Origin of the sequence: Pedobacter indicus, assembly GCF_003449035.1 — a bacterium.
Taxonomy (GTDB): Bacteria; Bacteroidota; Bacteroidia; order Sphingobacteriales; family Sphingobacteriaceae; genus Albibacterium; species Albibacterium indicum.
Genome location: NZ_QRGB01000001.1, coordinates 3,230,862 through 3,253,360 on the forward strand (window position 1 = coordinate 3,230,862; position 22,499 = coordinate 3,253,360).

Annotated in this window: 14 protein-coding genes; 8 read left to right on the forward strand and 6 right to left on the reverse strand. The window is 41.2% G+C overall.

The features are described 5' to 3' along the window. The first annotated feature begins 183 nt into the window (after nt 1-183). The 5 genes from D3P12_RS14215 (at nt 184) to D3P12_RS14235 (ending at nt 8,841) form a co-directional block, all read left to right on the forward strand. A complete protein-coding gene (locus D3P12_RS14215; RefSeq protein ID WP_118196585.1) occupies nt 184-753 on the forward strand; it encodes an RNA polymerase sigma factor in 570 nt (189 codons plus the stop codon). 89 nt (nt 754-842) lie between these two features. Beyond that, nucleotides 843-1,952: a FecR family protein gene (locus tag D3P12_RS14220; RefSeq protein WP_118196587.1), complete on the forward strand. Its 1,110-nt coding sequence runs from the start codon at nt 843-845 to the stop codon at nt 1,950-1,952. A gap of 330 nt (nt 1,953-2,282) precedes the next feature. Beyond that, entirely contained in the window at nt 2,283-5,516 is a 3,234-nt protein-coding gene (locus tag D3P12_RS14225; RefSeq protein WP_165438745.1) for a TonB-dependent receptor, read from the forward strand. 19 nt (nt 5,517-5,535) lie between these two features. Then, nucleotides 5,536-7,227: a RagB/SusD family nutrient uptake outer membrane protein gene (locus tag D3P12_RS14230; protein WP_118196591.1), complete on the forward strand. Its 1,692-nt coding sequence runs from the start codon at nt 5,536-5,538 to the stop codon at nt 7,225-7,227. A gap of 15 nt (nt 7,228-7,242) precedes the next feature. Beyond that, nucleotides 7,243-8,841 (forward strand): phosphodiester glycosidase family protein, encoded by a 1,599-nt coding sequence (locus D3P12_RS14235; protein ID WP_118196593.1) that lies wholly within the window; start codon nt 7,243-7,245, stop codon nt 8,839-8,841. A gap of 67 nt (nt 8,842-8,908) precedes the next feature. Here the strand turns inward: D3P12_RS14235 and D3P12_RS14240 are convergent, their stop codons facing one another. The 4 genes from D3P12_RS14240 to D3P12_RS14255 all read right to left on the reverse strand — a co-directional run bounded on the left by D3P12_RS14240 (nt 8,909) and on the right by D3P12_RS14255 (nt 14,250). Beyond that, nucleotides 8,909-10,015 (reverse strand): SGNH/GDSL hydrolase family protein, encoded by a 1,107-nt coding sequence (locus tag D3P12_RS14240; protein ID WP_118196595.1) that lies wholly within the window; start codon nt 10,013-10,015, stop codon nt 8,909-8,911. A gap of 18 nt (nt 10,016-10,033) precedes the next feature. Beyond that, nucleotides 10,034-12,283 (reverse strand): penicillin acylase family protein, encoded by a 2,250-nt coding sequence (locus tag D3P12_RS14245; RefSeq protein WP_118196597.1) that lies wholly within the window; start codon nt 12,281-12,283, stop codon nt 10,034-10,036. A 20-nt stretch (nt 12,284-12,303) separates the two neighbouring features. After that, nucleotides 12,304-13,842 (reverse strand): glutamate racemase, encoded by a 1,539-nt coding sequence (locus D3P12_RS14250; protein WP_245977462.1) that lies wholly within the window; start codon nt 13,840-13,842, stop codon nt 12,304-12,306. Nucleotides 13,843-13,911: 69 nt separating this feature from the next. Then, nucleotides 13,912-14,250, reverse strand: a complete 339-nt coding sequence (locus D3P12_RS14255) for a cupin domain-containing protein (protein ID WP_118196599.1) — start codon at nt 14,248-14,250, stop codon at nt 13,912-13,914. A 190-nt stretch (nt 14,251-14,440) separates the two neighbouring features. Here D3P12_RS14255 and D3P12_RS14260 point away from each other — a divergent pair, with 190 nt between their 5' ends. Then, nucleotides 14,441-17,773: a SusC/RagA family TonB-linked outer membrane protein gene (locus D3P12_RS14260; RefSeq protein ID WP_205941112.1), complete on the forward strand. Its 3,333-nt coding sequence runs from the start codon at nt 14,441-14,443 to the stop codon at nt 17,771-17,773. A 37-nt stretch (nt 17,774-17,810) separates the two neighbouring features. Next, nucleotides 17,811-19,376, forward strand: coding sequence for a RagB/SusD family nutrient uptake outer membrane protein (locus tag D3P12_RS14265; RefSeq protein ID WP_118196604.1), 1,566 nt, complete (start codon nt 17,811-17,813; stop codon nt 19,374-19,376). A gap of 321 nt (nt 19,377-19,697) precedes the next feature. Here the strand turns inward: D3P12_RS14265 and D3P12_RS14270 are convergent, their stop codons facing one another. Both D3P12_RS14270 and D3P12_RS14275 read right to left on the reverse strand, forming a co-directional pair. Beyond that, nucleotides 19,698-19,970: a hypothetical protein gene (locus D3P12_RS14270; RefSeq protein ID WP_118196606.1), complete on the reverse strand. Its 273-nt coding sequence runs from the start codon at nt 19,968-19,970 to the stop codon at nt 19,698-19,700. 136 nt (nt 19,971-20,106) lie between these two features. Further along, the gene (locus D3P12_RS14275) at nt 20,107-21,804 is read right to left on the reverse strand and encodes an NAD(P)H-dependent oxidoreductase (RefSeq protein WP_157970364.1); all 1,698 of its coding nucleotides are present in this window, start codon (nt 21,802-21,804) and stop codon (nt 20,107-20,109) included. Between the two features lie 350 nt (nt 21,805-22,154). On the opposite strand from D3P12_RS14275, the gene D3P12_RS15620 reads away from it, so the two are divergent. Continuing rightward, entirely contained in the window at nt 22,155-22,499 is a 345-nt protein-coding gene (locus D3P12_RS15620; protein ID WP_245977463.1) for a hypothetical protein, read from the forward strand.

Sequence of the window (22,499 nt, forward strand, 5' to 3'; positions counted from 1 at the left end):
AGCAAATATATAAACTATTTTTTGATTTATTCAAATATTTTAATCAAATGATCAAAAAAATCAAGTACCGTCTGACTACCCCCGATCCGATCAAATACGCTGTTAATTTTTCATTACCTTTATATTACCAATTCTTTTAAGCCTTGGTGAGAACGTTTATGTTTTACTATGTTTGTGCTAGTTATGTCCGCTTATCAAAGCTATACAGACAATGAACTTACTGCCCTACTAAGACAGGGAGACCAAATGGCCTATACAGAGCTATTTGAGCGGTATAAAGGAATACTATATAGTCATGCCTACCATCTGTTGGAAGATCACGATGAAGCCGAAGACATTATCCAAGATTTGTTCTTAACTCTTTGGCACAAACGGTTCGAAATAGAGATTAACACATCCCTCTCTTCTTATTTATACGTGACCTTACGAAACCGTATCTTTAAACGTTTCGCTCGAAGAAAGGTTGCCTTTCGGTATGCAGAATCCTTAAAGACGTTCATGCAGGAAGAGCATAGCTATACAGACGAGAAATTATTGGAACGCGAACTTGCAACAATCATCGAGCAAGAGGTGAATTCCTTGCCGGAAAAGATGCGAAATGTATTTCTTTTAAGTCGGGAGGGCACCTGCTCTTACAAAGAGATAGCTAAACAGCTTGATATATCGGAAAAAACCGTCCGTAATCAAGTCTACAATGCTCTCCAGCTCCTAAAAATGAAAGTCGGTTCTTTTCTTACCCTATTCTTGCTTTAAGTTGTCGGATTTCGGTGAATGCCATCCGAACTTAGATTTTTCTCTATTTGTTCTGGGACATTTTGGGCCACAAGGGGTCTTTAGGATATATGGAACCTCAAGAACTCAATGAGTTATTTAAAAAATATGAAGCGGGCACCCTTTCTGATCAAGAAAAAAGATTGCTCGAAGCTTGGTATAACCAGTATGCCATGGAGAATAGAGGTCAGCTCGATCATGAAGAATTGGAAGAAAGACTGAAATCCGTTGCTAATAAAATTCCGGTAAGCTATCAACGAGCAAAAAATCAAAAGATGTATTACCGTGTCGCAATCGCCGCTTCCATTTTAATAGGCATCTGTATAGGCACTTGGTGGTACCATCATCAAACTGAAACCGAGCACATGGTAGTGAAAAATGAGATTCTCCCAGGTGGTAATAAAGCAGTACTTACCCTCGCCGATGGACAGAAGATAAATCTAAGTGAGACCCAACCCGGCATTATCTTAAAAGATGATATTATATACTATGAGGATGGATCAACTGTTTCGGATCCAGAGGAACAGAAAGAACAAATTGCTTTTTTAGAGCTCACTACCCCTCCCGGAGGAACCTACCAGATTACCCTAGCCGATGGCACTAAGGTCTGGCTCAATGCCAGCACTACCCTCAAATACCCTTCCCAATTTAGCGACCAAGCAAGGGAAGTGTATATAACGGGTGAAGGATATTTTGAAGTAATGCCCGATGCGAACAAGCCTTTTAAAGTATCTTCACGAGGGCAAGACGTTGAAGTAATTGGAACCGCCTTTAACGTGTCCGCATACGAGGGTGAGCCTGAAGTAAAAACTACGCTAGTCGAAGGTACCGTTAAAATTGTCAACAGCGAATCCGGAACCACTAATAGATTACATCCGGGAGAGCAAAGCACGATAATAAACGGGAATACACATATTGCACCGGTTGATGTTTCAGCTTATACCGCATGGAAAGATGGTCTATTCCGTTACAACGATCAATCATTAGAAGCCATCTTACGTAATGTTTCGCGGTGGTACCAAGTGGGAATTGTCTATAAGAATGACTCTCTTAAAGAGGAGCGATTCGTGGGGATGGTTTCTCGCTATGATGATATATCGATCGTCTTGGGAATACTGGAAGAAGTAGGTAATGCCAGTTTTACTATTGAAGGACATACGGTTATCGTAGATAAAAAGTAATTCTAAATAAAAGTGAATCAAACATAAAGGCAGGAGGTAACAAACATGGAATAATCAAACAAAAAAAAGATCAGATACAAAGTTTGAAAAAGATCAGGAGCGCTGCAGACGCCCCTGAATCAAATTCTGATCAATCGAAAAACAGGTGGTAAAACCAAATTTTCTATTTTTTTAACCAGTGTACAAACTTAGATAAACTCACGTATCAAAGCAAGTTTATAGGCGCATCAATTGCCGCTAGGTATGTACCATTATAACAGTATTATGTTAATAAACCATACCAAACCATGGTATCGATCGAAAGGTCGCGCAAGAAAAATAGGCCTAATTATGAAGCTTACAACAATATTTCTCCTTATCGGTCTCCTCCAAGTCAACGCATCCAGCTTAGCACAGCAAGTTAGCCTGAATGTGAAAAACACCTCACTCAAAAACGTGTTTGATGAAATCAACAAACAAACCGGATACAATTTTTCATGGTCCTCCAGCACAGTGAACGAGACTGTCAGAGTAGATGTTAATGTGAAGAATGTTCCCTTAACAAACGCGTTGGACCAGTTGTTACACGGGTTGCCGCTAACGTATACGATAAAAGGAAAAAACATTCTTGTAAAGGAAAAAGCTAGAATTAATAAAGTAACTAATAGAGTTCCCCAAGATAGAAACGAGCGACAGAATCGGGAAATATCAGGCACAGTGTCAGATAAAAATGGAGAGGTCCTTCCCGGGGTAAACATTAATATCAAAGGAAGTTCAACCGGAACGAGTACAGATGAAAACGGATTTTATTCTTTACTCATTCCTGAAAATGACGATGTTACGCTGGTCTTTAGTTTTGTTGGCTTTATCGAACAGGAAATTGTAGTTGACCAACAAAGAAACCTGGACGTTGAACTTGAGGCGTCGATTGCAGCTTTAGATGAGGTGGTCGTGGTAGGATACGGAACACAAAAGAGAAGTGATGTTACCGGCTCCGTCGCTTCACTACCGATGGACAGACTGGATGGTGTTCCCAATGCTAATTTGACCCAGGCTATTCAAGGTGCAATCCCCGGTGTAGCAGTACAAACCACATCAGCCGGAGCTACACCGTCAGAATCAATTATGGTCAGAGGACGCAACTCGATAAAGGCTAGTAACGCTCCTTTGGTTGTCATCGATGGAATTGCCGGCAATCTGAGTGATGTAAATCCGAACGACGTATTGTCCGTTGAGGTTTTAAAAGATGCATCAGCTGCAGCAATTTATGGCTCGAGAGGAAGTAACGGGGTTATCCTAGTCACCACAAAATCAGGAAATAGTGGTGACACAAAATTAAAATACAGTGGTTTTTTTGCAATGCAACGCTTCGCAAACTTACCTGAAATGATGACTGGAGAGGAATTTTATCATTTTAAATTAGAGCGGGAACCGACCTCGATGACCCCTTCGGAACAGGAAGTTTACGACTCAGGGGTATTCGCGGATTGGGCGGACCTTGCTTTACGCAAAGGGATGAGTACAAATCATAACCTTTCTTTCTCAGGTGCTTTTAAAAATACCAAATATTACATATCCGGAGATTTTTTGAATATAAAGGGACTAGCTGTAAATGACAACTACAATAAGATTACTACCAGGATAAACGTAGATACAAAATTAAAAGAATGGCTGACTCTCGGTACAAGGACCCAACTTGGATACACCGATGCCGGAGGAATTGCCCCAATCTGGGATGGAACTCAGGGTGTTTACACTTACAACCCCTTAACGACCCCATTCGATGAAAACGGGAATCAGAGCATTAACCCATGGCCCGAGTACAATACGTACCGTAACCCGTTGATGGGTCTGCTTGCCGAAAACATTGACGAATCTTATCGGGTAGTAACTAATAATTTTGTCGTTGTTGACTTCCCTTTTGCTGAGGGGTTACAATATAGGATAAATACTGGTGTTAGGTTGGGTGTATCGAATGATGCCACGTATTATGGACGTGATACGCAAAGAGGAATCTTAGTTAATGGTGACGCTTCTGTAAGCAGAGGTATATCAAGGGACATCGTAATTGAGAATATTATAAATTATAATAGGGAATTTGGCAAACATAGTGTTTTTCTGACCGGGGTCTACAGTTTTGAAAACGCTCGAGGTAACACAAATAGTTTAAGCGCACAAGGTTTTCCAAACGACTTTCTAAAATGGTATGGTGCTGAACAGGCCTCATTGGTGGTTCCTGGTTTTTCGAACAACGAAACTACTTTATTATCAACCATGGGCCGTATAAATTATTCATACGACAGCCGTTACCTCTTGACCCTAACCGGTCGTAGTGATGCTTATTCCGGTTTCGGGGCAAAGACCAAGCGAGGCTTCTTTCCATCAATGGCGCTTGGGTGGAATATAGTAAATGAAGATTTTTTTTCGTGGAAAGATATCTTTAGTGAACTTAAGCTAAGGGCTTCCATAGGACTTAATGGGAATCAGGCAGTTTCAGCTTATGAGACGATCTCACGTTTGGCGTCAGAAGATATCGTAGCCGGATCGACCACTTTGCCTGGGTATATTCCGAGTAAGTTGGGAACTGCCGATCTCGGCTGGGAATCAACGAGAACGATGAATATCGGGTTGGATTTCGGAATTTTCAATAATAGACTGGTCGGCGATATCAATGTGTACAAATCGAATACTTTCGATCTGCTCCTTGACAGGACGGTTTCCCCTGTAAACGCTGTGCGTTCTATCACTCAAAACATCGGCGAAACCGAAAATAGGGGGCTTGAAATATCATTGATGTCCACCAATATTTCATCGGATAATTTCAGTTGGACGACCACCGGGAATGTTGCTTTTGTGAAAAACAAGATTATTTCTCTCTATGGGTACAAGGATGAAAACGGAAACGAAATAGATGATATTGCCAACCGGTGGTTTATCGGGGAACCAATACGTGTAAATTATGATTATAACTGGATTGGTGTTTGGCAATTGGATGAAGCTGCAGAAGCGGAAAACCATAATACACAACCAGGATTTATCAAAATCCAAGATGTCTCCGGCCCAGAAGGTTCACCTGATGGCATACTCTCCCCTGCTTACGACAGGATCATTATTGGCCAGTTAGACCCAAAAATTACTTGGGGGATGAATAATGCAATTTCGTATAAGGACTTTAGATTGAGTGTATTTGTCTATGGGATGCATGGAATGACCAAGGAAAACACCTTACTTTCTGATGCAGTAGGTAGAACTATACTCTCTAATACTACAAAAAAGAATTGGTGGACACCAGATAACCCAACCAATGAGTGGTATATGAACCGGCTTGATGCTAATGTCCAAGAAGGATATACTGCCGCCCCTTACGAAAAAGCCGGTTTTGTTAGACTCAAGGACGTATCGCTCGCCTATAATTTTCCAAAGCATGTATTGTCCCAATTGGGTTTAGGTAGACTTCAGGTTTATGTCTCTGGAAGGAATCTATATACATTCACGAATTTCGGTGGGATGGATCCAGAGTTAAATAACCAATTGGATGTTCCGTTGCAAAAAGAATATACCATTGGACTAAATCTAGAATTTTAAATTTTTAAGATAGTATATTATGAAAAAGATAATAAATATTGTTCTTGTTTTTATTGTATTCTTTTTTGCTCAATCCTGCTCTGAACAAAAATGGTTGGAAGAAGATCCACCACATTTGATCACCACAGAAACACTTTATACAAGTTTAAGCGGATTTGAAGCAGGACTTAACGGATTGTACGCACTGGTTAGAGGGGAGCGCGAAGGAAGAGATGGTACTACTGAAAATTTAAGAGCTGATATCGCTATGCTCGGAACAGATAATATCGTTCCTAATCAAAGAGGGGGAATTGGATTTATTGCGCTAACATGGAATACGCGAAATGTTTCAACGGATTCTAACCTTAGTAGCATTTTCTTATGGTTATATCAGATAATTAATGCTGCAAATACAATTATTAACCAGGCAGAAAACAGAACCGATATAGACTGGAATGGAGCGCCCGGAACTGAAGAAACAAATCGGACCAGAGTAATAGCAGAAGCAAAAGCTCTACGGGCTTGGGCGTACAGACATCTGACTTTCTGTTGGGGCGATGTTCCGCTTAGCCTCGAAGAGTCAACCGGCTCGAATATAAAAACCGACTGGACACGTACGTCAGTAGCAGAAATTCGAAACCAGATGAAAGCCGATTGGCTGTTTGCCGAACAATATCTTGAAGTGGAACCACCAGTGCGGGGAAAAATTAGCAAAGGGGCTGTTCAGCATTACCTGTCTGAATTGTACCTGACTACTGGAAAACCAGATAGCGCTTTGATTTGGGCGGATAAATGTATCAATACTCCCAACTATGAGCTTGTGACACAACGGTACGGAGTGAGGGCAGGCCAACCAGGCGTCACCTTTATGGATATGTTCTATGAGGGCAATGTCAACAGAGAAGAAGGAAATACAGAAGCATTATGGGTGTGGCAGTGGGAATATAATGTTGTTGGAGGGGGTGGTGATGGCGGCAGCATCATGCGGAGGTATCACAACGCTACCAATCAACATGTACAAATTATGGTCAATGGTGTCGTTCCCTTAAAACATACCGTTGAAAGAGGAGGCATCGGGATAGGACGAGAACAACCCACTAAATGGGCAATTGATTTATATGAAACGCAAGACGAACGCGGCTCTAATTATGCCATAAGGAAATACTACATATTGAAAACAGCAGCAGAAAACGCACCGGCTCCTGCGGATAACTTGCCTCCAGGGTATAAGTACGGAGATACATTAAAATTGAGTTGGGAAAATGATTTAACCGGCCTAGGGAATGGCGTCGTCAATAATTATCCGTTTATCCGGAAATATGATACGATGACCCCAGATGTGAATGCCTTACGAGGTTCATACAACGATCAGCCTTATCTTCGACTTGCCGAAACTTATCTTCTCAAAGCAGAGGCCCAATTACGATTAGGAAATACCGCTGGTGCAGCTGAAACCGTCAACATCGTCAGGAGAAGAGCTAAGGCCAGTGAGATATCAGCATCCGATGTAACTATCGACTTCATCCTAGATGAACGCTCCAGGGAACTGATCGGAGAGGAACACCGGCGTTACACATTGCTCCGGACGGGCAAGTGGCTGGAGCGCGTAAAAGCACATAACTTCCGTGGGGGACAGACGGCGGTCGCCCGAGATACACTTTATCCGATTCCTCAGCTTGTTATTGATGCTAACCTGACAGAAAAAATGCCACAAAACCCTGGTTTTAATTGATAAATAAAAAACAACATGAAAGCTCTCTTTTTTTATCTTTTTAAGGTGACCACATTGATGATCGTAATATCAACCTTCGCTGCATCGTGTGATACATATATGGTCAAAAGCGAAGAAATTACTCCCGAAATGAAGATGGTCACAAATTCTATTTCACCTACAGATATTTCCGTGGATTGGAACAATTGGAATAACGGCGACATTTATAATGTCGCTATGGCCATAGCGGACTTCGGCGATATCAATAACTTTACACAAGCTGAACAGGCTCGGACCTTAATTTCTCTAAACAGATTACGTGTAACGTTATTGAAAGATGTAAATGGGGCATCAGGGGGTGTGATCACCAACACTATGGTAGATGAAAGTGACGGATTTGAGTTGAATTATAAAGTAAAATTCCATGCAGACTTCGACTTTGCGCAAAACGGAGGTCGAGTAGGTTGGGGATTGAATATTGGTGACGGAGCCAACGGAGTGCCCGCTGGTGATGGTGGTACCTTTCGCTTGGCCTGGGATACCGATGCTAATGGAAATACATATTTCAAACCCTACATTTACCATGCGGATCAGGCTGGCACATCTGGCGATGATTTCGATGTGCGATATCCTGCGGCAGGCAATATTCGCGGAAGTGTTTGGTATAATATAAGAATGGTATTCAGAGCAAATACCGGGCTTGACACGAATGGTAGAGCAGAACTCTATATCAATGACGTTCCTATATTAAAAACTGCTATACGATGGACAAAAAATGATTCTAAGAGAAAAGTGAACCAATTACTCTTTGCAAACTACCGTTCAGGTGCAGGCAGTGAATCACCAGTGAACGCGAACGTATGGTTTGATGATTTCAATTTAAAAAGCACCATACCAAATTATACACCTTCATGGTGCGATAGTGTTACAACAGTTACCAATCTCTTTGATCCTGTATCGGGCACCTATTATAATTTGACGGAGTTAGATGCAAGCAAAGTTGATTTAAAAATGGCGCTCGCCGACAAGATTACTGGCGAGACCGGAACTGAATTTGCTGATAGAACGAATTGTTGCGTGGCTTTTAACGCATCAATGGGAGTAAGCAACCTTCCGGATGGCGAAAGGCAGGCTGTTGGAATTCAGATTATTGACGGGGATATTATCCAGGAACGATCAACAATTCGATATACGTTAGGCATAAAAGATAATAACCAGCTTGTTTCTTATGAGGTTGAGGAAACAGCGGAAGATATTGTAAACGACGGGGCAAAATATGCACTTACAGCCTTTACTCCTCTCATACAAAATCATCAAGCTGTATCAGAAGAAATTCTGAACTCGGTTAAGAACTATAGCAGAAATACCGATCCAAGGCAGGTTATTGCTCAATATGACAACGGGAACATCTTAATTTTCAGTTGCGGCGGACGAGGTTTTGGTGGAGTAGGCATGAGTGCGAGGGATGTTATCCGAATTCTATCTGCACTTAATGTTAAGTTTGCATTTATGCTTGACGGTGGAGGGAGTGTGACAACGATGGTCAATGGGGAACGGATTACACCACTTATTGACGGTAGTGGAACGTTAGAACGACCTCGCCCCAACTGGCTGTATGTGGAAAATAAAGACTAGTGATTTTAGTGAATGAACATTTGCTGCTCTGCCTTCCTATTTAAAGGTAGAGCAGCAAAATGTTTAATCATAGTTCCATTTTAAGAATCTCCATAATCCTAGGTTCTATTACTTGTAACATACGATCAAACCCAAGATCGGTTGGATGTGTACCATCGACAGAACCTTCATGATCGTCACCTAAGAAATCATCCGAAGGTATAAAATAGAGACTTTCAATTCCTGATCTCTTTAGTTTCTCGACTTCTTCTAAAATATTTTCATTTTGTTGCGCAACGTTAGCTTCAGTTCGGAGATTAAAATTTCCACTTTCCCGAAATACACTTTGCATGACAATAATCGGAGCATCGGGATGGTTCTGCCGGATCGTCCGAATCAAATATGCTGTTCGCTGGGTGATTTCTTCCGGTGAACTATTCGGTACACAATCTAGTATAAAAGCATCTGCCTGCATCTCAGCGATCATGTCTGCCACAGGTTTTTCCATTTTGGCACTTGCCCCCATTCCGAGATTCAAAAAATTCAATCCCGTCATCCGAGAAAGCCTAGCCGGATAAGCCATACCTGGTCGACTGGCCGCTGCACCCTGGACTATACTAGAGCCGTATATTAAAATCCTCTTTTTGAAAGGTTGCTTTCCGGGGCGGATGTAAGCATTTTCCTCAACACCAATAGATACGCTCGTCGCTTCGTTATATAATGGTAAATATAACAGACACTCTTTTTCCTCTGTATCCATGTACCTGGCTAGAGTGGTACTAAAGCACTCCTTTCCTACTTGAGGTCGTGCGACGCCCGCATAGACCCATTGTCCATCTTTTTTAATATAAAGGTCCATTCCCCGATATGCAACTTCCGTCATGGTTGCTGAAGTCGGACTGCCCTCTGTGCACCATTTAGCAGTTATTTGCGTACTGTTGGTTACAAAAGATATCGCAATGCCAGCTGAATGAACAACTCGTTCTTTTACATTAGATGGAAGTTCCGAATATTGCAACGTATCCACCCGTTGAAACGGCTTAGGAGTAGGAACAATTTTACCGACAACCGTCAGTTTTTCTGCAGGCGTATATACGTTTTGCTCAGATTGAGCGTAAATAATGGATACGTGAAAAGTAAATACCCAAATACAAATATTCACTATAATATACCACGATTGGTGTTTTTTGTTCATCTTATATTATTAATCTATTTAATTTATCCTAACCTTCACTTCTTCGCCCGGGTGAAACTCCAATATGGTTTGTTTTTCAATATCCTCTTCGCTATAAGCTACTTTTTTCATTTTATTCTCAGTGAACATTTTAAGCTGGTCAGCATAATACGGAGAGTCTTCACGAGTACTGTTACCATAAGCAAGTACAGAATAAGCGCGGGGAGTATCGTCAAATTCAATTGCTAGAACCCAGCCATCGCCTCCACGGACCTGTAACTTTTTATCATCTTCTTTGTGATCTACATACCAAAGCACACGAAAAGCACCCAGATCACCCGTAGCACCCCCGACTGGATAGTCTTGATCACCAATCTTTGCACGGTGTACTTCTCCCCAGCGTAAGTTCCAATCTCCATATCGTTCTTTACAAGCCTCTATAGCCCATAAGAACGCAGCAACCGCATTTTCGCTATTAGCTAACCCGTTTGGCGTTGTTGTAGGTTTATCGAAAGACCAGGCTTCTTTGAACAAAGATGTTGGATCTGCTTTGTACCCGGCTGATTCAGGTGTTGCAGGAATGTCTTTTCCGTCACTAGCAAGCTCGACATATCGCTCCCACCAGGTTTTAAATAATATGCCGCCACGACTTTTGGCTGCAACGGTATTATCCCACTTCTTCATGTGTTTTAACGCTTTGGCCACCTCCCCTTTAGGTTGAGTTCTTTGCACAGCTTCGATTAAATCTGGTTTGACCCGATCAGCTAACAACACACGCATATCATGCTTGAGCTTGATAACTTCTTCTAATGAAAGCACATCATCCTGACCGATGAGCTGCAATGAAAGCTGACTTCTAAGCCTTAATCGCGGTTCATCAAAATTGTCTGGATAATCTTCCGGTCTCAAGATTTCGTTTAAGTTTGTAAAATGAAACGGATCGTTTTCATTGCGCAAATATCCTCCTTCGGGGTTTAAAAGCTGTGGAAGTGCATCCCAATCCACCACTTCTTTCCAGATCTGATTACTCGATTGCACAGAAACAGCGGTTGTGTCTCCTCCATTAGGTAGTGGCAAATCCGGAACAGAGGCATTCCATACATAAAAGATATTTCCATCTCCATCGGCATAAGTAAAATTCGAAGTTTGCTTGGCTTGCATGCGCATCGCATCTTTCCATTCTTCCAGATTCGTTGCCTTCATCATCCGCAAAAACTGTTGATCGGTTCGATATTCACCTTCGCCAGCTGCTCGGATGATGTAAATATTATTCTCATCCCGATGAATAACCGGTCCATAAGGTGTGAACCAAAAATCACGAGAAGCCTGCTCAACCCCATTCTTTGTTTTATAGTCTACCATTACGGTTTTCTTTTCCAAGAAATGGGATTTTCCATCAAGCAGATAGGCATCAGGGTTTGATGAATCGACTTGTAAGGCATAGATTTCATCAATATCGGGGTAATTGTTAGTCGTAGACCAACCCAAATGTTCATTAAAGCCACCAACAATGCCCAAGGGATTGCCCATGCGAAAATCTCCATAGAAATCAAACTTACCCGGTACGGTCATATGAGCTTCATAATAACCAGCGCCCCAAGAAAGATGGGGGTTTCTAACCAGGATCGCTTTGCCCGATCGGGTACGCTCGGGCGCCAGTGCCCAAACATTTGAGCCGACATCTGGGTGGACATCTTTACTGTGCGAAGCCAAGCGAGCAAAGACATTCCTATCCTTACCTGCTATCTCCTGCTGTTGTGTCTTATTTAGTGAACGGATAAAATCACGCACTGCACTGCCGCTGTGAGTACCAATGCTTTTAGCGTGGACATCCATCGCCTTGAAATTGGGCTTTACCCATTCTTCAAACTCATCTGGATATGTTTCAATGTATTTATTGACTCCTGCTGCATAGCCTTCCAGTAGATCTTTCGTGTCCTGATCCAACAGATCGAAAGTTTCCTCCGCTCTCGCATAGCGCAGTTTAGCTGCGGCATCGCGGTCAATCTGATCTGCCATGAGGCTATCATCTAATGCCTCGGTTAAAGCCCATTCACCTTTCGCTTGAATTAAGCCATCTATTACACTCCTCCCATAATCCTGCACCTGTAAGTAAGCCATGGCAAATGATGCAGCTTTGATGTTCTCTGCTTTGATGTGGGGCACACCGTAACCTGTACGGCGGATAACGACTTGCTCGGCAAGGTCTTGTGCCGCAACCATCGTAGAGAGAGTTAGGCCAATAATTAAGAATCCGATTGATCTGCTAATTTGATTTCGTTTAAACATAAGATGGAGTTGGCTTTAGATTATCGTATTTTATTTTGATCAGCGAGATTAGTAACCTTATCGCTGTTAGCACTAAAGGACTGTATTAATTTGAATGTTTCTGGGATGGAGCTTTTCAGACGGTTCAGGATATCATCAGAAATATTCTCTTTACTAAAAGGCACTACTTTTACATATTCCTGAATTTCACCGGCATTACGTCCATATTTATAGTCGTATGTGAAACGGTCGGTACCCTCTAACTTTGTATTTTCATTGTCAATATTCGGAACTGAAATAAAAAATTCACTTTGAGCCATGCTGCTGTTTTCATTAAATAGATTTTTCGCTTTTAGCGCTGCGTGTAATTCCTTAGCCACATATTCTGCCGGATCAATGATTTCGATCTGATCATCCATCAGGTCGCGGTAGATGTACTTACCATTTCTCTTGTAGTTATATAATTCAGCAAGCACTTCGTTTATTTCCGACCGTAAGTAAGGATAGTGTGTACAACCCAACACAAGAGCTTTCAAAGGTTTCGCGTCTGCATTATTTCGTAACTGTTCCATCAATGAAACCAGATGATAGCGTACATAATTCTCAGACGAGTTAATCTGGAGAATCTCACAATCATCCGTATTCTTTGAATCGCACAACATCTTGTGATGATCAAAATCAAAATTATACACATCCATCAAGGTGCGATCAATCTGATAGTCCTTATTGTCCAGTGAAGGTCCCCGATAATCGTCTCGTGGTCCGGTAGCCGTACGATCTATAAAATCCGGCTCTTCATCTACCGCCTCTGCCACACCATGCCCACCTTGATTGTAAATTTGAATATCACCCGTATAACCTAACTCCTCTTTCATTTCTTTCAAGGTATTTTCATAACCTTTTGATGCGATGGTCCCCACCGTTGCGAAGACTGCAATTGATCCATCTTCGTCTGCGTCAAAATGACTCAGTGTACCACGTGAACCGGCGTTGATAACTCCAATGACGGGAATATCCAATCCTGATTTCTCAATGAATGCATCGATGTGTTCCTGACCATAGGCTGTGGCTGTATTGCAAGCAATGACCAGTGCTTTGATATGCTGTTTATCGTTCTTTGCAGTTTTAGCTTTCGCATTTTCATAATAATTACTACCCAGCATAAACTGCGCATCTTTGATAATATGCTCAAGTAGTAAATCGCTTTTTCCTTCTGCGTAATAGTTTCCATAAGGCATATTCGCTTGATCTGCCAGATAAATAAACTTTTCTGTACTGAAGTCTGGTTTGTCATCCGAACCGGCTCCCCGACTCTCATTCTCGTACTCATCATATCGAACCAGGGCATCTAAAACAGTCAAACCTCCGGTTCCTGAATCAAAAACCCCGATGGGCAATGTTGCATCATCGGTTTCATATTGGTCAACATCGATATAATAAAAGCTGTTTTTGTCTTTTAAAATTGCTTCTTCGATGGGTAAAAGTGTGCCATCCTCGGCTTTGTTTTGATCATCCTGGGGATTATTACAGGCTGCAAAGGACAACATGAAACAGGTTATCACTTTTATCGTATTTCTCATCTTTTAAAATTTAGGGCGATAAAAGGATAAATTTAAAATAATTTAGCGAAACAAAAGATTATGCAACGCCTATAGATCAATCCGGTCTCCGTGTGATTTAGGTTCGGATATGACGATAAATTCGAGCATCTTATCGGATTTGTTGAAAATACGGTGTGTCTGTTTTAGAAGTATATGAAAGCCCTGCCCTTCCTTCACCTCAAATATTTCATTTTCGACTTCGAATACCGCAGTTCCTTTTAGGATATAAAAAAACTGCTGAGCGCTAGTGTGATAATGTAAGTTTTCTGATGAGCCAGGTGGCATTTTTTCTTGGATAATACTTAGTGAATCGGTTTGCACCAAATGCCATCCGTCGCAAGCATCTCCCCAATAATAATGTTTACTATTTGTTGTGTCTTTAATCATCTCCTTAGGGTCTATTTCAATAATGATATTTTCGTCTGCACTTCAATATACACTATTTGGATAGCATATAAAACCATGTCACTTTCATGTTAAAAAAAAAAGAAATAAAATGTTAAAAAATTTTTATTAATGAATTCAATGATTTACTTTTGATTAAGTTATACATAATACTAACCTAAATTGATTAATCATGAGTAAAAGGTTTACAATTTTTAAAGCATTATTAATGGTACTAATGCTTTTTTTTACGGGTTCGCTGTTTGCACAGACAGTAACCTATCAAGGTCGGGTCATTGAGGACCAGACAGAAATTGCTTTGCCCGGCGTTACGGTTCAGGTAAAAGACCAATCGCGAACAACACAAACCGACGAAGCGGGCAGCTTCAGGATTGAAGCGAAAAGCGGTGATGTTCTTGTTTTTAGCTATATCGGCTTCGAATCTCAAGAGCTTATCCTTTCTGATGAGGTTTCAGTTACCGTGATATTAAAGTCAGATTCAAAACAGTTAGATGAGATTGTCGTCACGGGATATGGCGGTACACAACGACGTTCGAAGTTGACGAATTCAATTGCGACGGTCAAGGCTGAAACCTTTGAGAAAGGTGTTTTCTCAAATCCTGCACAGGCATTATCAGGAGCCGTATCAGGCTTAAAAGTTGTTCAATCATCTGGTAAACCTGGTGCCGTACCATCAATCGTCTTACGTGGAGGAACAAACCTTGACGGCTCGGGGTCCCCTTTGGTATTGATCGACGGACAGGTTCGTGGGATTAGTGATGTAAACCCAGAGGACATCGCTTCTATGGAAGTATTGAAAGATGCTGGCGCAACAGCACTTTACGGTGCCAGGGCTAACAATGGGGTACTTTTGATAACAACTAAAAAAGGTAAGACAGGAGTGTCTGACATTACGGTAAAGACCCGTATGAGTCTAAATTACATGAATACCCCTTATGACTTTATGAATGCGAAAGACTATTTAACTTGGGTAAGACAAGGTGTTTACAATTCAGGGCATGTTTTTCAGAATAGCAGTGGTGCGTGGACAGGCCATGGAGCCGGTGTCCAAGCAAACTTGGAAGGTGCCCAACCTTTCGGTCTTGGTAACAGGTATTTTGATGATAATGGAGACCCTCTTGATGGGAACAAAACTGGTCAGGCTATTTGGAGCCCGATGCGACTTACCGAGAATTTGAGATTTTTATTAAATCAAGGATGGCAATCAATGACCGACCCAATAACGGGAGAGGAAATTATATACTCTGAATTTGATAGATCGTCAACCGCATTCGAAAATCCGGCACTCACGCAAGATTATAACATTGCAATGAGTGGCGGTAGCGACAAAGGACACTATTATGCGGGAATTGGCTATCAAGATGCAGAAGGAAGCCCCGCAAAGACCTGGTACAAAAGACTAACAGTTCTGTTCAACGGAGACTACCAAGTTAAGGATTGGTTAAAGTCTAGCACTTCATTGAACTTTAACAATGCAAGATGGTACGATATCACCAATACATCAGAGGCAAATTATTTTGCCCGGATGCAAAGCGCACCGCCAACCCAGCGTGAATATAATGCAAATGGAGAATTATTGTTGGGAACGAACAGTGGTGATGGTAACCCTTTGTACAATATTGATAAATTTAAGAGAGACAACCAAACCGATAAGTTTACCATCATACAAAGCTTTAAAGCCGATATATATAAAGGATTGAGCTTTAACTTGAATGCAAACTGGATGTATGACGAAGGTTTTTATGAATCATTCAACAAAGACTATCTGGCTAGTCCGGGGAACGTCAACACATCGAGAAACTCTTCAGCCAGCTTTGCTAGAACGCGCTCTCAAACCTACAATGGGGTTCTAAATTACAACACGATTATTAATGAGGCGCATTCAATCGACGCACTAGCCGGTGCTGAATTTTACGATGCATATCAAAAAGGAATGTCTGCAAGTGGATCAGGTGCACCTACAGACGACTTTTCGGACCTCGCCTTAACTTCAAGCGATGAAGGAAGAAGAAATATTGACAGCTATCATGTAAGAGAGCGAATTTTATCCTTTTTTGGTCGTGTCAATTATGATTACAAAGCTAAGTATCTATTATCGCTAACAGCCCGCCAAGATGGTTATTCCAAACTGCTAGGAGACAACCGTTGGGGATTTTTCCCGGGTGTGTCAGCCGGATGGGTTCTATCTCAGGAAGACTTCATGCGTGAACATAGCGATGTTCTATCCTTTTTAAAGCTACGCGCTAGCTATGGTCTAAATGGAAATGTTTCCGGCATTGGCGCTTATGAACTACAAGGTTCATATGGATCAACGATGTACAATAACCAAGTTGGATATGTTATCGGAAGTATACCTAACCCGGGTCTGAAATGGGAGCGTTCGCAGACATTTGAGGTAGGTGTTGACATGGGCTTTTTGCAAAACACAATTAATGCAAACGTGACTTATTATAACCGTTTGACGGTAGACAAATATGCTTCCATCCCACTGCCTATTACATCAGGAATTTCCGGCATCAGGTCGAATAATGGTGAATTCCGCAATCAGGGAATTGAACTTGACTTAGGGTTCAACGTGTTACGGAGAGACGATATAACATGGAACATCAATGCAAACATCGCGTACAATAAAAACACAATCGAAAAGCTTCCTGATAATGGTTTAGAAAATAACCGCCAAGGTGCATATCAAGTATATGACCCAGGAACGGGTGAGCTGACTTGGGTTGGTGGATATCAGGAAGGGCAAACTCCCGGAGGGTTATGGGCTTTTGAAGCTTTAGGAATATTTAAAGATGAGGCCGAAGTTGAAAGAATAGCTGGTAACAGAATTGACATGACTTCAGGTAACAACGGAAGTAACGGCCGTAGGCTATATGGCCCTAATCTTTGGAATTCGATGAGCGACGCGGAAAGAGGTTCGGGCTTACCGATCCAACCCGGTGATGTTAACTGGAAAGACGTAAATGGAGATGGAACCATTGATAACTTTGATATGGTCTATATTGGCAATACAACTCCAAAATGGTTTGGTGGATTCAGTACCGATGTTCGGTGGAAAAACCTGACGCTATCTGCCCGATTGGATTATGCACTTGGGTTCAAACAAGTCGATGTCGTTATGCCGTGGTTTATGGGGATGATGCAAGGTTCATTTAATACTTTGGTGGAAACGAAAGACACCTGGACTCCGGAAAACGTAAATGCACCATACCCAACTTACACCTGGGCGGACCAACTCGGCAAAAGAAACTATGCGCGTAATACTTCTATGTTTATTTACGATGCAAGTTATTTATCGTTCAGAGAAGTATCTTTGTCTTACGCGGTTCCGGTAAGTCTACTGGAAATCAAAGGATTCTCGGACATTGAGGTATCAGTTACAGGACAAAACCTTGGTTACATCTCTCAATCAAAAATGTATTCGCCAGAAGTAGGCGGAAATGTAGGCGGTGGATACCCATTGCCGCGGACAATTGTTTTTGGATTGAGCCTTAAATTCTAGTTAGCTATTCGATTATTGAATCAAAAAACATAAAATCATGAAAATATTTAAGTATATAGTCGTCCTCATCTGTCTGTCGGCAGGCCTTGGATCATGTAACTCACTTGACCTAGCACCTGAGGATTATTACGGAAGTGGGAACTTCTGGAACAATGAAGCTCAGGTAGAAGGCTTTGTTGTCGGCATGCACAGCCAAATGAGAAATTTAAGTACAACTTTTTGGGTAATGGGCGAAGCTCGTGGCGGACTGCAAAAAGATGGTGTTTCATCTACTGCAACTAGCTTGAACTATTCGAGCCCAATAAAAGACCAAGATTTCACCAAAGATAAAACTGGCATAGCCTCTTGGGGAGGCCTGTACGGACAGATTTTAAATATTAACCTTGGAATCGACAAAGTAGAAAATGAATGCCCGTTTCTTTCAGATGAAAGTCGTGGTTATTACCTGGGACAACTATACGGCATCAGAGCATTCTATTATTTCTGGTTATACCGTACCTATGGCGGTGTGCCGCTCGCTACTGACACAAAGGTACTAGAAGGTACTAGAACAGCGGAGCCTCTATACCTAGAAAGATCCAGTCCGAAGGAAACATTGGATTTCATTAAAAACGATGTAGAAAAATCGATCAATCAATTTGGATCAAACCAAACAATAGGTGGAAACAAATCTCATTGGTCAAAATTTGCCTCCTTAATGTTAAAAGCTGAAGTTTATCTTTGGTCAGCTAAGGTAACTACTGGAGATCAAACTCCGGCAACGAGCGATTTGTCAACAGCGGAAGCAGCATTAAACGAAGTAAAAGGCCAATTTTCATTACAATCGAACTTTAACGATGTCTTCTCTTATAATCAAAAAGGTAATAGCGAAATCATCTTCTCTTTACGCTTCATGGATAATGAAGCGACGAATAACGTAAGTCAGTTTGTGTATTCAGACAACGTATTTATTGGCGTAAAGTATGACAAAGATGGCAAAGTGATGGGAGATACCTTACAGCTTAAAGGAAATGGTTTGCTTAGGAATGAATATTATTTTGACCTATTCGAAAGCTACAGCGATCTAGATAAGCGGAAAGAAGCAACCTTTCTTGATTTTTATGACAAAAATTCGAGCGGAGAGGCTATCAATGGCGGACTGATTCTAAGGAAATTTTTAGGACTGATTAACAGCAACGGAAACCGCGTATATGCAGACGATATTCCTGTATACAGATATGCCGACGTGCTGCTAATGCTTGCAGAAGTAGAAAATAAAAAAGGCGGAGACCCCTCTTCTTACATCAATCAAATTCGTCAGCGAGCTTATGGTTCGGATTATAATGCTGCCGTACATGCTTATACTAACCAAGGTTACGCAGCTAATGAACTAGCTATCTTGTATGAACGTGACAAGGAATTTGTTTTTGAAAATAAACGTTGGTTTGATGTATTGCGCTTACAAGATGCTGGCGGAAAACCGCTGGTATTCTCTTCAACCTTGGATTATGGTAAAGTTCCGGTACTAACCACCGGAGATTCACACAAAGTATTGTGGCCGGTGGACGTTACGACACTTAACAATGATCCGAAATTGACGCAAACACCAGGTTATGAATTATAATACTTTCTAGGTTGGTTTATATGAAGAAGGCGCTCGGAAAGGGCGCCTTCTTTTTTGTTGCTCTTCTTTATTGCTGCGACACATCAATTTTAGGTCGTACTTTAAAAAACACTAAATCCCTGCGCATAACTTTTCACCTACCTGTAAAAATGTTGCTGACAGGTACATCATTATACTTTCAAGTCCAACATCGAGGCGGTTATAGTAATGGTGAAAAAACAACCATTTTTCGACATGAATATTATTTCATGATGAACCATTCGACATGAGTAGATGATAAAGATGGAATTGATCCGTAAAAATCGCATTAGACAGACTCGTTTAATGCAAAAAGGCGCTATTTCTAGCGCCTTTTGTGATCCCGCTGGTACAGAACTCAAACTCTTTGTTAGAAGATTTGAGACGATTTTCCTCATTAAAAATTGATAAATCTAAAAGATCAAGCGATACAGTCTGAAAGCCAGGAAAGTATGCTACGTAAAACTTATCTGAACTCATTTTCCGCTCCCGATTAGGTGCCAATGAGGCTTCCTGCATAGAAATCTGGAATATGAGATCAGCAGAGTCATTTTCATTGATCAATGCCTTGACCAAAATATTATAATGATCATTTAGCTTAAATGGAATTGTATCTTGACCATTTGCAATGCCAACAACAGAAATTCAATGGAGGAAAATTAAAAAATATCGGTTCATTTGGAATCTTAATAATATTTCAAAATTTGAAACTTTATAAAAGATTAAAAAAAGGCACTAAAGTATACCAAAGGATATACATAAGTGCAATGCCCATAATGCCATCAATACGATCAGGTTTTTCTGGTTTATTGATGTATTGGTAAAGTAAATATAACAACCAGGCACCGTGCAAAAAGGCTGTATAAATAATATCCGAATAAATCCTATTCAACAGCACATCCTTCTTCAAAAGCAGGACAGAACTCATGGACAACAAGACGGAAATCCCCGCCAAATTGGTCGCCCTCACCTTTCCAAGCCTAACCACCAAGGTTCCTTTTCCAGCAGCTCGGTCGGCATCATGATCAGGTATTCCAGCCATTATAATCGCCGGAACAATGGAAAAGAACAAGGGAATACCAACCACCCAAGAATAAATATTATTCAACGCTCCACCCTGATAAACAAAACCACAGATAATAACGGCAAAACTATGCGTAACTCCCACCACAATCTCGCCCCAGCCATTGTAGGAAAAACTTAAAGGCGCGGCTGTATAAGAAACCGCAATAAAAAACATGAGGACAGTAACCAACAAAACATGCATAACGGAAGCAATAGCGAATATGCCCATGAACACACAGAGAACCGCCAATACTACTAACAGATATTTCAAGGAATTGGTATAAGCTTTTTCACTCAACACACCATCGACCAATACCCTCGATCCCCCAGAAAATGTACTGAAATGTTTATTCAACCGATCGCTTTCCCGATCTAAATAATCGTTACTGAAAACCGTGATCACCTCGATCAAAAATAAAACAAGATATCCCAATACGAAAATCCAAGGGTTAATAGGCCCTGCTAGTTCTGCAAATAAAAAAGCACCAATAGCATAGGCAAAGAAGGTCATGGGATAGAATTGCAATCGAATCGCCTTGATCCAGGGCATGATCTGATCCATCAACTTTTCCCAAGGAGTCAGTACGCCATTTTCAAGCGATTTTCCTTGATGATAGACCTTGGTAAGCCACTCCTCCTTCTTTTCATCAGAAGAGTGCTTTACCGGACTGATCAGCATACTCCTTACAGGACTCACACCACAGAATTTTAAGGTAGCATTTTCTAACGATCTTCTCGAAGGTGCTCCATTAATCAAACGGTCTATCAATACAGGCGTATCCATGGTAATGATCAACTGGGCAGTTTTTGGGCGGAGCAATTTTTTAAAGGCATCCGGCTGAATCTCGTAAAAGGCAAATCCAGGAACAAATACTCGATCGATAAAACCCTTTAATAAAGCGGGCATATTTCCCCACCAGGTCGGATAGACAAAAACAAGATGATCCGCCCATCTTATCAATCGCTTGGCCTCCTTGAGATCCTCCTCTTCAAGTTGATCCTGCGGGGAAGGAATCTGAACATGCAAATCGAAGTGAAGATCAGCCAGATGTAGGAATTCCACATGCGCCCTAGCTGCCTTTGCCCCTGCCACATAGGATTCGGCCAAGGCCGCATTATAGCTGTCTTTACGGGGATGCCCCAAAATAACCAAAACCTTGATGCTAGCTTCCTTCATACCTGCTCTTTTAGAAAAAACAAGCAAGCCCAACAACTGTTTAATCAAATACAATTCTTCCGCCAATCGTTTGATTTTAGGTATAATATTCGAGATATAAGTTCTGGTAATTTCAAATCGCTCAGGGATATTTTCATCACGCGCATCCAAGTCTACCGCTAAGGTCAAATTTACCCCAACTATATTTTATTTTGAGGGTATTGATATAATCTACATTGTTTTCAATATCCCAATGCGCGATACATTTTTTCGCTGCATCCACCGGCAGCTCTTTAAAAATTTCAAAGCCGGCATCATTTTCGGATCCAATAACAGTTCTTTAGCTCGCTCCACCCGGAACGAATTGATGAACTGGAAAAAAAATTGCTGAAAACCGTTGTTGATGATATAGGACAATTGATGGCTGCTAAGCACAGACACTTTGTTAAAGCAGATTGGAATTTAACTCTCAAAGCCTATGCTGTAATGGGACGGAAATTAAGGACTTGGTAGCATCTACCTTAAAAAAGGTCGCAAACATGGATAGATATTTTGAAAACGGTGATATTGAGGAAAAAAGGCTTATAGTGAGTTCGATGTTCCCCGATTTTTTGAAATTTTACGGAACAAGACATCGAACTCCGAAATTAAATTCTGCGATTACTCTTATCTATCAGAATAATAACAAGTTACAAGGCAAAGAAAATGGGACAAGTCTATCTTTTTTAGACTTGTCCCATCAAGTGAACCCGCTGGTACAGAACTCGAACTCTTTTTTGGAAGATTTAAGACGGTTGAATCAATTGAAAGACAGTCCATATCAGAATGATTTAGAGGTCAACCGACCTAAACCTAAACAGATGTCAAAGGTTCGAAAATTTTGA

Coding starts and splice junctions, on each gene's coding strand:
- D3P12_RS14265 (WP_118196604.1), top strand. CDS start 17,811: ATGAAAATATTTAAGTATATAGTCGTCCTCATCTGTCTGTCGGCAGGC.
- D3P12_RS14230 (WP_118196591.1), top strand. CDS start 5,536: ATGAAAAAGATAATAAATATTGTTCTTGTTTTTATTGTATTCTTTTTT.
- D3P12_RS14220 (WP_118196587.1), top strand. CDS start 843: ATGGAACCTCAAGAACTCAATGAGTTATTTAAAAAATATGAAGCGGGC.
- D3P12_RS15620 (WP_245977463.1), top strand. CDS start 22,155: ATGGATAGATATTTTGAAAACGGTGATATTGAGGAAAAAAGGCTTATA.
- D3P12_RS14235 (WP_118196593.1), top strand. CDS start 7,243: ATGAAAGCTCTCTTTTTTTATCTTTTTAAGGTGACCACATTGATGATC.
- D3P12_RS14260 (WP_205941112.1), top strand. CDS start 14,441: ATGAGTAAAAGGTTTACAATTTTTAAAGCATTATTAATGGTACTAATG.
- D3P12_RS14240 (WP_118196595.1), bottom strand. CDS start 10,015: ATGAACAAAAAACACCAATCGTGGTATATTATAGTGAATATTTGTATT.
- D3P12_RS14245 (WP_118196597.1), bottom strand. CDS start 12,283: ATGTTTAAACGAAATCAAATTAGCAGATCAATCGGATTCTTAATTATT.
- D3P12_RS14250 (WP_245977462.1), bottom strand. CDS start 13,842: ATGAGAAATACGATAAAAGTGATAACCTGTTTCATGTTGTCCTTTGCA.
- D3P12_RS14255 (WP_118196599.1), bottom strand. CDS start 14,250: ATGATTAAAGACACAACAAATAGTAAACATTATTATTGGGGAGATGCT.
- D3P12_RS14215 (WP_118196585.1), top strand. CDS start 184: ATGTCCGCTTATCAAAGCTATACAGACAATGAACTTACTGCCCTACTA.
- D3P12_RS14225 (WP_165438745.1), top strand. CDS start 2,283: ATGAAGCTTACAACAATATTTCTCCTTATCGGTCTCCTCCAAGTCAAC.